Source organism: Treponema sp. (assembly GCF_052169735.1).
GTDB lineage: Bacteria > Spirochaetota > Spirochaetia > Treponematales > Treponemataceae > Treponema.
The window spans coordinates 1-11004 of record NZ_JBQNBW010000075.1 but is presented as its reverse complement, the minus strand read 5'-3'; the positions used below and the strand labels follow the sequence as shown (position 1 = coordinate 11004).

Below are 11004 nucleotides of genomic sequence, written 5' to 3'. Positions count from 1 at the left end.
AACCCCTGTTGTCGGGATGAAAACCCGATGTCCTAACCACTAGACGAAGGAGACATTAGTATTCAGTTGACTCACAACAGAATATACTTATACCGTAAAAATAAAATAGTGTCAAGTATTTAGCATGCTTTATTTTATAATTTTCTTTTTATTCGTGCGGAGGTTTTAATCCTTCTGCGTTGTGTGCCGGAGAAGGATTGTATCTTCTTATTCAATAAATTTGATCGCAATCTCCCCGATACCGGCTTTAATACGGATAGTATGCAGCGAGTCCTGATTGTTGACACGGAAAGTCGAGTCTATTCCTGCTGCATTGCGTCCGTCTATCAGTATTGAGCCGATTCCTGTGGTAGCATTGATCGAATAATCGGTCTTTTTCCCGTTTATCTGCATATCGATTTCACCGATTCCTGCATTGATATCCAAATTCTTTAAAATTTTTCCTTCAAAAGATGTTTCTCCAACTCCGGTGTTTAAAACAGTATCGGTAAAGGTACAATTCCGAAAGGTTGATTCTCCTACTCCTGTTTTAATGTTTACATTGGATGCGGTAATATCTTTGATAGTTACTTCTCCGGCACCTGTATTCAGTGTAAACCGTTCTGCAACTGTAAAACCATCAAGAATCAGCGATGCTGCTCCAATATCCATACTAACGGTATCAAAGACTGTATTTTTGGGTATCTTAACTGTGATAACTGTTTTAGAGCTGCCTCCTTTTTCAGCGTTCCCCCCTACGAAAAGCCAATTCCAATGCCACTTGTGGTTCTTTTTTGTGCTAATCTTCAAGGTCTTCCCCTCGACTTGTACGGCTGCTCCAATCCTTTTTGTATTATTGGTAATACTGTAGGCAATCGATTGCTTATCGTGCGGTTCAATTCTCAGTGCGGCATAAGAAATATCTGCTTTTAGCTGTTTTACTATTGAACCGTCAGAGGTTATCTCCACTTCATGCATATCTGCTGCCAATGCAACACTTTTATGCTCATCATCCATATTCCACCCCTCATCGTCGTATTTATAGAAAATTTTTTTAACGTTGCCCCCCATCATAAGTCCAATAATGATGAGTAAACCGCCTGTTCCTATGATTACTAGTGTTGTGATTATCCTTTTTTTCATATATGTCTCCTACAGGGAACCGCTTAAAATGATAGTTCTTTAGAGATTTCCTAGAATAATAATGCTACCCCGCCGAAAAATAATCCTGCAAGCAAGAGTGGTATACCGCATATCAATATGATCAGCAGCATAATACCTCCCGTTAGTATCTTAAAAGAGAGTGAAAGCAAGCCCCTTGCAAGAGCGAGAACAAACCAACCTATCCCAAATAGAGCAAATAAAAACATAAGAAGCATAATAGTGAGCATGAAGCATTCTCCTAGCGGTCTGTGCCGTTTTCTCCTTTCCGGACATATTCATATTCCAGCGGCTCGTCTTTTTGGATAGGCATAATCAATGCACAAATAACGTAGCAGAGAATTCCGCTTCCAAAGAAGAGCGTTGCAAGTACCCAGAGCAGCCGGATGACTGTTGAGTCGATTTCAAAGTATTCAGCGATTCCGCCGCATATACCGCATAGTTTTTTATCACTTTGACTGCGATACAATTTCTTTTCCATAATAAACCTCCAATATGTGTTATGAACCTCTTTTTCAGTGCAAACGAGCTTTGAAAGATGTATATCTATCTATCTGACTTATTTCTGATATGTTTTCCGATACCGGCGATTAATGCGCTCATGCCGTAAAAGATGAGTAATGCAAAGCCTACCAATACTAATGCACTGCCGAAAAGTAATACCGCAGAAGCTGTGCCGAAGAACAAGGAAACGACACCCTTGATAAAAACTGCTCCTGCTGCAATGATCAACGCAAAGACAACCGCAAGTCCGGCAAATCCAAGGGCTACAATAGTAACAACCGCAGCAATAATAAGCGGTATTGCGACAGGAGCTGCACAAATTGCCAGGATGGTAAACCAAAAAGCCCGCCATCCGCTTCGTGTTGATGCTTGAGCTTTTTTAGCTTCTTTAACAGCATAGTCTGATAAAATCCGGGATGCAACGTGAGCAGGGCTTTTGAGTTCGCTTATTACTGCTTGCTCGTTTTCAACTCCGGCTTCTTCAAAATATTCTTCGTAGTATTGCAACGCTGCGCGGAAATCTTCTTGCGGGAGATGTCTCAGCCTTGATGCTAAGTCGGTCATAAATTCTCTACGGGTCATTTGTGCTGTGCTCCTTTAAAGATTCTCTCTATTAACGCTTTATATGATGCCCACTCTTCAAAATACAGTTGCTGCTGCCGCTTTCCTGCTGAGGTTATACGATAATATTTTCTATTGCGCCCATCAATAGGCATATCGTAGGTTTTCAAAAAACCGGCAGTTTGCAAGCGTTTTAAAACCGGATACAGGGTTGATTCGGAGATGGACATAACATCTTTTACATCCTGGGTTAGTTTGTAGCCGTAAGAGTCTTCCGTACTCAGGAGTGCCAGCACACAGGCTTCAAGTAATCCTGAGTTAATTGAAAAAAGCACCATTTCCTCCTGAGATGTGATTGGGTCGCTCTAAAAACTTGGTTAGATTTTTAGAGATACCCTATTGTTTTAGTTATTCATAATAACGAATATGATATTATTGCAAATATAATATATTGTCAAGTATAATATATTAAATCATAAAACAATCAGCACCACCGACACGGCTTGTGAGTATGAACCCTCCGACGAATGAAAAGATTATCGGACGGATCCGCACACGGCTTTGTTCCTAGTTTCAGCAGTCTGAAGGGGGCAGGGCTATATGGGCAGCTTTTTCCGTATTGTTGCCGTGTAGAAGATGAGGGCGCATAGTATCAACCTATAGACTAGACCTATTCAGAAAGATCAGTTTTCGAACGGGTTTACTTGTAGTTTGAGCATTTCCTTATATTAAAGCCTTACCTAAAAACTTGCATTTATTTATAAAAAAGGCTATTATTCGAGGTATGAATAAGGCGTTACAGATTTTAAAAGACCGTGGATTTTTTCAGCAATGTACGAATATTGAAGGCTTATCCGCATTGATGGATAAGGAACCTGTTGTATTTTATATCGGTACGGATCCTACCGGCGGCAGCTTACACATTGGGCACCTGGTGCCTCAGTTTGCGCTTCGGCATTTGAGGGAGGTCGGTCATATAGGTATTGCGCTGATTGGCGGAGGTACCGGCAGAATCGGTGATCCCTCAGGTAAAACAGAAATGCGCAAGATGCTGGACTATCAGCAACTGGATGAAAATGTTGAAAAAATAAGAGCGCAGCTCGACAAGTTTATCGGCTTTGATGGAAAAACAGCCTTTCCTGCAAACAATAAGGACTGGCTGGCTGACCTCAACTATATTGATTTTTTACGTGATATCGGTTCATGTTTTTCTGTGAATAAGATGCTTTCGTTTGAAGCATACAAGCTGCGTATGGAAACGGGGCTTTCTTTCCTTGAATTTAACTATCAGCTGCTGCAAAGTTACGATTTTTTAATGCTGCATACCAAGCATGGCTGCAATCTGCAAATCGGCGGGGATGACCAGTGGGGAAATATTGTAGCAGGTGTTGATCTTGTCCGCCGTAAGACGGGAGATGAGGTATTCGGGCTTACCTTTCCGCTTATTACCCGCAGCGACGGCAAAAAAATGGGAAAATCTGAAAAAGGCGCACTCTTTTTGAATAAAGAGATGACCTCCGTATTTGACTTTTTCCAATACTGGCGGAATGTTGCCGATGCTGATGTGCGCCGCTTTATGCTGCTGTTTACCTTCTTGCCGATTGATGAAATTGACCGTATCTGTGCAGGTAATATCAATGAGGCAAAAGAGCGGCTGGCATGGGAAGTTACCAAAGAAATTCACGGCAAAGAAGAAGCGGATACTGCTCTTGCCGGTGCAAAGGCTGCTTTCGGCGGCGGCGGTGATAAAAGTGCAATGCCGACAGTAGAACTGGCGCGCAGTCTTATTGAAAGCGGTATGCCGGTAATAGATCTTTTTGTGCAAAGCGGTTTATGCGGCACTAAAAGCGATGCCCGCAGGCTGATAGAGCAGGGTGGGGCATTCGTTGCAGGGAACGCAGTAACCGATCTGAAAGCCGTTACCGCCGCTGCCATGCTCGATGAAGCCGGTGAACTGATTTTGCGGGCTGGTAAAAAACGATTTATCCGATTAGTAACGCGGTAACCGGCAGTACGAAACAGATGCTGCCGGCGGTATTCAGATGGTAACGCACTTCGGGATATACCGGGCAGCGTATATAAGAGCGGAGAAGCTCGTACACGTGTGCGTTAGGCGGATGTATGCTTTAAGCAGTATCCTACAACCGCAAAACAGCCGAAAACTGTGGTTTAATATCGGCAGCCTGTAATAGCATATCTAGTATATCCAAAACATGCGCAAAAATTTGCTGCGGGCTGCTGCATCCGTGGAAGTATCGAATCTTTCTTACAGCTGCGGTCTCACTATCTTATATGGCAATAGTGAGCCTCGATGCGTATATTCAAAAATCGTTCGGTCTTCTTTGAGGTATTCGCGCAATATTTTTTTTGCCCGAAAAATATGAGATTTAATAGTATTCAGCGGCAGTTCGGTGATTGCTGCAATATCGGTGTAGCTCATATCATAGAAAAAATAGAGGTCAATACATATCCGGTAGTTATCGGGCAGGTTGTTTACCGCTTCCCGTACTGATAAGATTACACATTCATTGAGGTGCTTGTCTTCTGGATTATCACCCTTATATTGAACCTCTACGCCTTCCGCAAGTGATGTATAACGCTGCCGTTTTTGTACTGAATTTAATGCAGTATTATACGCAATGCGCATCAGCCATGTTACAAAGGGAGCCTCTGCCCGAAACGTACCAAGAGCGGAGTATGCCTTGAGCATTACATCTTGCACAAAATCTTCACAGTCTTCCGGAGTGCTAAAAAAGCTTAATCCAAGCATATATACTCGTTTTTGGTACTGCGCTGCTAAAACCGCAAAGGCTTGTGTGTCGCCGTTCAGTACTGCTTTGCATATCTCATAATCCTGCAGTGCCCGAGAACCTTGTATGTTACGAAAAGAGGCGGCACTTTTTTTCTGTTCCACCGTGTTATTCCTCTATTACGGGGGCGGCATGTTTCGATTCTGGAGCTGAAACTCTGTTCTGCTTTATACTATTGCGGCGGGTAATTTCATAAAAAATAGTAAGGCTGATGCCAATCGCCAATGGAATAAGACCTCCGAGTAAAATATATCCGACACCCGCAATGATATAGAATAAACCGAATAATACACAGCCTATAACCGTTAAGGTAATGCCCAATAACAAACAAAAAAGATACATATTAAAAACCGGGCGGATATAGGTATTTGTTTTTATTTGAAGCATAATTTGCCGGTGCCGCCATAAAAAGTAGAAAAATATAAGGGTACTCCCCATAACAATCCCTACAATGGGAATAACAGCTATAATGATTTGAACTGCAACCATTGCAGCACCTCCTTTAATACAATATGACAAATTCCTCAAAATAGATATTGTGTATTTGCCCTAAGACAAGCTGCCGGTTAATACAGCTCATCAATGCTTGTTTGATGTCCTGCGGCAGCTCACTGCTGAGCCGGTAAGCGCTTTCGAGTGAAAACCAGTCCAGAATCGCCTGTTTGAGGAGTCCCTTATGGCTGACCAACTCTTCTTGAAATGCCGTATCTGACGCTTTATATTCAAGAAATGGTTTTAGTACAACGGTAATTGGCGGATTATCAGCAGTGAGTGCCCGCAGCTGTCCCAGGTCTCCGTACAAGGCATATTCTTTCGGCGGTACATAGGTATCAGCAGTTTGATTTTTTTGCTGCGGTACCGGTTGCCCTTTTTTCATAAAGGCAATAAGTGTTCCGATTGCAATGGCAGCAATCAGCACAAGAACGATCCCTCTTAAAAGCTTAAATAATGTATCCGACGGATAAATGCTCATATCTATAAGAGTATATCAGAAAAAGAGCTTCTGGGCAAAGCGTTTTTACCGTTCTTCTCTCGGAATCCGTAAGGGGGTATAGACATAAAAGCCTTTCCGGGAACGGAGCTGAAGCAATTCATGGAATGTTTGCAAATCGCTTGCACTGTAGAGACGGGTTTGCGCCGTAAGGAGGCTTTTGAGAATTTCATCGGTAACCGGCGGAGCTTTATAGAGCAGCTTTAAGGAGTAATTCTCCTGTATACCTACTTTTGTTGCTGCATAACGGACTGCATCGGCAAAACCGCCGAGCTCATCTACAAGCTGCAGCTCTTTTGCCTGTATACCGGTATAAATCTTCCCCTGCGCAAGTTCTTCCACGGTTTTAAGCGGGAGTCCTCTGCCTTGTGAGACCTTATCCAGAAACACGTCATACGTGTGGTCAATCTCCAGTGTATATTGTTGCCGCTCTTCTTCCGTCATGCTACGGAAAAAGGAGGAGGGAATGCGGCTTTCCGCACTGACTGCATCGGAGGTAATACCGAAGTAGTTTTGCAGCAGCTGCTGAATGTTCGGCGCTGCAGAAAGCACCCCTATTGAACCGGTAATGGTGTAGGGTGAGCTGAAAATGTAATCCGCAGATGATGCAATCCAATATGCTCCCGAAGCTGCAATATCACTCATGGAAACAATCACCGGTTTTCCAATCTTTTTAGAAAGACGCTCCAGACTTCTGCGGATATCTTCCGATGCATTGACTTCCCCGCCCCCTGAGTCTATTCTCAAGACAATGGCTTTTATCGAATCATCATCGGCAGCCTGATCAAAAAGTTCGATAAGTGATGGGCTGTCCGCAGCTTCGTTTGTGGTATTGCTATATGAGGAAATCGCTCCGTTTAAGTGGATAATACCGATCTGATTTTCACTTTCTTTCTTTTTGAATGCTCGGTTATAATCAGTGTAGACAATATAGTCACGGTCTGACATCCGATAGGTTTCGTCGAGGATGTCGAGTTCAACACAGCAGTCTTCATAGGTGGCAAGATCGGTTACCAAGCCTGCATTCAATGCTGCTTGCGCGCTGTCGCCGTTTGCTGCCCGCAAGGCATCAAGGTACCGGAGGCTGAATGCATCAAACTGTTCCGCTGATACGGCACGATTGGCTGCTATGTCCTGTATATAGGTTTGGCGGAGATTCCGGAAAACCGACTGATAATTTTGGCGGACACCATCTGAGAATCCGGTATTGCTATAGGTTTCAGCCATACTTTTATACGCACCTGCTTGTATAACATCCCATTGCACCCCAAGTTTTTTTTCCATGCCGCCGTAAAAGAGGGCTTCGCTATAAAAACCGGAAATATCAACGGCTCCCATGGGATCAAGAAAAATACGGTCGCCGAAGGACGCAATATAGTAGCTTCCGAGCCGGTATTCAGGAGCAAACACGTAGAGCGGTTTATTCGACTCTTTATACTCCTGAAAGGCTGCTTTTAACTCTGAAAAATGTCCTAAGCCGATACCGTAAAGGCTTGTTAGATCGAATAAAGCTGCTGTTATACGCCGGTCGTGGGCTGCATGAACGAGGGCATCGGTTATATCGGATAAGAGTACCGAGTCCGGGGTATTTTCGGAAAATAAATAGTTGTGCCACAAAAACTCATCGGGTTTTTCGGTCAGCTGTCCGGCTGGATTAATCAGCAGTACCGAATCTGCTGAAACGGCAGTAATTCCTGTTTTCGGTTTCTTGGAATCAGGGTTATATTTGTAGATGGCAGCAATGAAAAGAAATAGTAGAAAGAAAAATATCAGATTGAGAATGATTAAACGGATGAGATTCAAACCGCGAAAAAACGCAGAAAAAAAACCGCCTTTTTTATCTTTCATAAGGAACTCCTTTTGAGGGATAGAAATACTGAGAACTCTTATTAGGTATTTTCAAAAATACAATTTTTAGCAATACCTTTTTCAATATAAATGTGAGATTGGAATAACAAGGAAGAGAAGTAGTTGTGCGTTTCCGCAGTATATTGGAAGGTTTGCCCTGGGGGGGACTTGAACCCCCATGCCCGTGAAAGCACTAGTACCTGAAACTAGCGTGTCTACCAATTCCACCACCGGGGCAAAAGTATCATCATGTATGCCGGAACACGATTTTGATATATTAACCGGCAAACAAATAATAAGAATAGTATAATCAAAAACAGGCTTTTGTCAACTGCTGTCTTCAAATTGCTGTACCTACTGCAGAAGACAGTGGTGACCGGGAAGATGTTTCTGCAACATACTCTGGAATACAGAAGATTGATATGCTGGTAAAAAAGTCGGTACCATCGCTGGATATCCGCAAAACAATCCGCACCTTTACCGGTGTACGGGTTCGTCCTGATAGCGGGCGCTGTCAAGGCGGTTTTTGTACCCCGCGGGTTTTGGAAATCCTCAGCAGGAAACTCAAGCTGCCGATAGAACACATCGCAAAATCTAATTCGGGAACCAAAATCGTACTTGGCAGGCTGAAGTAAACATATCCTGATGCGGCTTGTGAATATTACTCAATGCTTCGTACTGTATTGCGCTCCGGCACGAATCCCTCTCCCCTCGGCGCAGCATATAAGCGAGCAAATAACCGGCAGCATTCGTAAGATGTAGGAGATATGGAAGAAGAAATCGTTTCGGGATGTGCATTGCATATAGAGAAAATACGGCGAGTACCCTTGGGGATAGGTATCAGTCTACCGAATACTACACAAACCGCTGATAAAACAGTACAATCTCATCCATTATGAAACAGTTTAAACTCATAGCGGATTATCAGCCTGCGGGCGACCAAGGCGATGCGATACGGCAGCTTGCGGATGGCATACTTGCCGGCGACCGGTTTCAAACGCTCAAAGGTGTTACCGGTTCGGGCAAGACTTTTACGATGGCGAATATCATTCAGGCAGTGCAAAAGCCGACGCTGATTATCAGCCACAACAAGACGCTCGCGGCGCAGCTCTACCGCGAGTTCAAAGGCTTTTTTCCGGAAAACGCCGTCGAATACTTTGTTTCATACTATGATTACTACCAGCCGGAGGCGTATGTCCCGGCGCGAGACCTCTATATCGAAAAAGACGCTGCGATTAACGATGAGATAGACCGGCTGCGGCTTTCGGCAACATTCAGTTTGATGGAGCGGCGGGATGTTATCGTTGTGTCAACAGTGTCGTGCATTTACGGCTTAGGTTTGCCCGAATCATGGCGCGATTTACGCATCACCATAGAAAAAGGGCAGACCGTTGATCCCGGTAAACTCAAAAAACAGCTGATCAGCCTGCAATATGAGCGCAACGATGCGGTGTTGGAGCGCGGCAGGTTCCGTGTGAAGGGCGATGTGATGGAAATATTCCCTGCATATATGGAAGAAGCCTACCGCATCGAGTTTGACTGGGAAGAGATTGTGCGTATCCGCCGCTTTAGCCCGCTGACCGGCGAAGTGAGCCAAGAATACGAAGAGCTTTCGATTTATCCTGCAAAGCACTTTGTTATGCCGGAGAATGCTATCCCCAATGCCATCGAGCGGATTAAGCAGGAGCTTGATGCCCGTTTGGAAACGCTCAAGGTGCAGGGAAAGCTCTTTGAGGCTGAACGGCTGAAAACCCGTACCGAATACGATATCGAAATGCTCTCTGAGATGGGGCATTGCCCGGGCATAGAAAACTACTCTGCGCCGATCGCAAACCGTAAGCCGGGCGAGCCGCCTGCAACGCTTTTTCATTACTTTCCCAAAGACTTCCTCCTTTTTATGGATGAAAGTCACGTAACCTTTCCGCAGATCGGCGCTATGTACGAAGGCGACCGCAGCCGCAAGCAGAACCTTGTAGATTTCGGCTTCCGGCTCCCCTGCGCGCTGGATAACCGCCCGCTCAAAATCAACGAGTTTGAAACAATGCTCAATCAGGCGGTCTTTGTTTCCGCAACGCCCGGCCCGAAAGAATTGCAATATTCTACCCGCGTTGTTGAGCAGCTCATCCGCCCGACCGGTCTTTTAGACCCGCTCATCGAAATTCATCCGAGCGAGGGGCAGATGGAGCATATCTACGGTGAGGTGAAAAAGCGTATCGCAAAGGATGAGCGGAGTCTTATCCTCACCCTCACCAAGAAGATGGCGGAAGACCTTACCGACTACCTCACCGGTCTGGGCTTAAAGGTAAAGTACATTCACAGCGAGGTGGAAACCATCGAGCGGGTAGAAATCCTCAAAGGCTTGAGGGCGGGTGAGTTCGATGTGCTCATCGGGATTAACCTCCTGCGGGAAGGTATCGACCTGCCGGAAGTGTCGTTTATCGGCATCCTCGACGCGGATAAAATCGGCTTTTTGCGGTCAACCACCAGCCTCGTACAGATTGTCGGGCGGGCGGCGCGTAATGCTAACGGCAGCGTAGTGATGTATGCCGACCGTATCAGCGACGCGATGAAGGAAACAATAGAAGAAACCACCCGCCGCCGTTCAATTCAGCAAGCATACAACGACGAGCACGGCATTACGCCTAAAACCATAAAAAAATCCATCGAGGATATTCTGGTACGCGAAACGGAAATCAAAAAAGAAGCCGCCCGCGCCGAAACCGAGCCGCTTGTCAACAGCTTTAATATTCTGAACCCCGCCGACCGCAAAAAGCTTATCAAAAAGCTCGAAGCACAGATGGCGGAATACGCCGACATGCTCCTCTTTGAAGAAGCGGCGGTTATCCGCGATAAGATTGAAGAGATTAAAAGATTGGGCTCTTTTTGAAAATATACGGCATATCTACTGCGTCGTACGGCAAAAAAGTGTCCTCAACGTATCATAGATACGCCTGCGGTACTTTTTTGCCTACCTCCTTGTATCTACGCCGTCTATTTTCAAAAGGCTTGCGGCAGGGGCATCTAACTCGTTCGCTTCTGTTTAAACCAGCAGCATCTGTGCCAATGTTTAAGCGGCGTTGCCGCTTAAACTTGCAAGGGGCTGTCCCAAAAGTATAAAGACGTGATAAAATGAGGATATGAGTAGAGGAG

At 44.9% G+C, this 11004-nt stretch carries 12 protein-coding genes and 1 tRNA gene; 4 read left to right on the top strand and 9 right to left on the bottom strand.

Translation table 11 applies throughout. The features are described from left to right. Nucleotides 1-207 precede the first annotated feature (207 nt). The 4 genes from ACTTJ8_RS10510 to ACTTJ8_RS10495 all read right to left on the bottom strand — a co-directional run bounded on the left by ACTTJ8_RS10510 (nt 208) and on the right by ACTTJ8_RS10495 (nt 2540). A complete protein-coding gene (locus tag ACTTJ8_RS10510; protein ID WP_442721158.1) occupies nt 208-1122 on the bottom strand; it encodes a DUF4097 family beta strand repeat-containing protein in 915 nt (304 codons plus the stop codon). A 259-nt stretch (nt 1123-1381) separates the two neighbouring features. Further along, complete coding sequence (locus ACTTJ8_RS10505; RefSeq protein ID WP_442716782.1) at nt 1382-1621, bottom strand: PspC domain-containing protein; 240 nt, start codon at nt 1619-1621, stop codon at nt 1382-1384. Between the two features lie 65 nt (nt 1622-1686). Next, complete coding sequence (locus ACTTJ8_RS10500; protein WP_442721157.1) at nt 1687-2226, bottom strand: DUF1700 domain-containing protein; 540 nt, start codon at nt 2224-2226, stop codon at nt 1687-1689. Continuing rightward, the gene (locus ACTTJ8_RS10495) at nt 2223-2540 is read right to left on the bottom strand and encodes a PadR family transcriptional regulator (RefSeq protein ID WP_442721159.1); all 318 of its coding nucleotides are present in this window, start codon (nt 2538-2540) and stop codon (nt 2223-2225) included. Before ACTTJ8_RS10495 ends, ACTTJ8_RS10500 begins: the two co-directional genes overlap by 4 nt. A gap of 449 nt (nt 2541-2989) precedes the next feature. Between ACTTJ8_RS10495 and tyrS the strand changes: the two genes are divergently transcribed. After that, nucleotides 2990-4210, top strand: a complete 1221-nt coding sequence (gene tyrS, locus ACTTJ8_RS10490; RefSeq protein WP_442721156.1) for a tyrosine--tRNA ligase — start codon at nt 2990-2992, stop codon at nt 4208-4210. 261 nt (nt 4211-4471) lie between these two features. On the opposite strand, the gene ACTTJ8_RS10485 is transcribed toward tyrS, so the two are convergent. The 5 genes from ACTTJ8_RS10485 to ACTTJ8_RS10465 form a co-directional block, all read right to left on the bottom strand. Next, nucleotides 4472-5119: an RNA polymerase sigma factor gene (locus ACTTJ8_RS10485; protein WP_442721155.1), complete on the bottom strand. Its 648-nt coding sequence runs from the start codon at nt 5117-5119 to the stop codon at nt 4472-4474. Between the two features lie 4 nt (nt 5120-5123). Further along, nucleotides 5124-5504 carry a hypothetical protein gene (locus ACTTJ8_RS10480; protein ID WP_442716778.1) on the bottom strand — a complete coding sequence of 127 codons (381 nt, stop codon included), beginning with the start codon at nt 5502-5504 and terminating at the stop codon, nt 5124-5126. A 13-nt stretch (nt 5505-5517) separates the two neighbouring features. Further along, the gene (locus ACTTJ8_RS10475) at nt 5518-5988 is read right to left on the bottom strand and encodes a flagellar basal body-associated FliL family protein (protein ID WP_442721154.1); all 471 of its coding nucleotides are present in this window, start codon (nt 5986-5988) and stop codon (nt 5518-5520) included. A gap of 45 nt (nt 5989-6033) precedes the next feature. Next, complete coding sequence (gene sppA, locus ACTTJ8_RS10470; protein WP_442721153.1) at nt 6034-7854, bottom strand: signal peptide peptidase SppA; 1821 nt, start codon at nt 7852-7854, stop codon at nt 6034-6036. Between the two features lie 153 nt (nt 7855-8007). Further along, nucleotides 8008-8091 (bottom strand) — tRNA-Leu (locus tag ACTTJ8_RS10465). Nucleotides 8092-8276: 185 nt separating this feature from the next. Here ACTTJ8_RS10465 and ACTTJ8_RS10460 point away from each other — a divergent pair. From ACTTJ8_RS10460 to uvrB, 3 genes are all read left to right on the top strand, one after another. Next, a complete protein-coding gene (locus ACTTJ8_RS10460) occupies nt 8277-8489 on the top strand; it encodes a bacterioferritin-associated ferredoxin (protein WP_442721152.1) in 213 nt (70 codons plus the stop codon). Between the two features lie 132 nt (nt 8490-8621). Beyond that, nucleotides 8622-8753 carry a hypothetical protein gene (locus tag ACTTJ8_RS10455; RefSeq protein ID WP_442721151.1) on the top strand — a complete coding sequence of 44 codons (132 nt, stop codon included), beginning with the start codon at nt 8622-8624 and terminating at the stop codon, nt 8751-8753. Next, on the top strand, nt 8750-10741 hold the full coding sequence (gene uvrB, locus ACTTJ8_RS10450) for an excinuclease ABC subunit UvrB (protein WP_442721150.1): 1992 nt from the start codon (nt 8750-8752) through the stop codon (nt 10739-10741). The genes ACTTJ8_RS10455 and uvrB overlap by 4 nt, the downstream gene beginning before the upstream one ends. Nucleotides 10742-11004 lie beyond the last annotated feature (263 nt).

Coding starts and splice junctions, on each gene's coding strand:
- sppA (WP_442721153.1), bottom strand. CDS start 7,854: ATGAAAGATAAAAAAGGCGGTTTTTTTTCTGCGTTTTTTCGCGGTTTG.
- uvrB (WP_442721150.1), top strand. CDS start 8,750: ATGAAACAGTTTAAACTCATAGCGGATTATCAGCCTGCGGGCGACCAA.
- ACTTJ8_RS10480 (WP_442716778.1), bottom strand. CDS start 5,504: ATGGTTGCAGTTCAAATCATTATAGCTGTTATTCCCATTGTAGGGATT.
- ACTTJ8_RS10455 (WP_442721151.1), top strand. CDS start 8,622: ATGGAAGAAGAAATCGTTTCGGGATGTGCATTGCATATAGAGAAAATA.
- tyrS (WP_442721156.1), top strand. CDS start 2,990: ATGAATAAGGCGTTACAGATTTTAAAAGACCGTGGATTTTTTCAGCAA.
- ACTTJ8_RS10500 (WP_442721157.1), bottom strand. CDS start 2,226: ATGACCCGTAGAGAATTTATGACCGACTTAGCATCAAGGCTGAGACAT.
- ACTTJ8_RS10475 (WP_442721154.1), bottom strand. CDS start 5,988: ATGAGCATTTATCCGTCGGATACATTATTTAAGCTTTTAAGAGGGATC.
- ACTTJ8_RS10510 (WP_442721158.1), bottom strand. CDS start 1,122: ATGAAAAAAAGGATAATCACAACACTAGTAATCATAGGAACAGGCGGT.
- ACTTJ8_RS10460 (WP_442721152.1), top strand. CDS start 8,277: ATGCTGGTAAAAAAGTCGGTACCATCGCTGGATATCCGCAAAACAATC.
- ACTTJ8_RS10505 (WP_442716782.1), bottom strand. CDS start 1,621: ATGGAAAAGAAATTGTATCGCAGTCAAAGTGATAAAAAACTATGCGGT.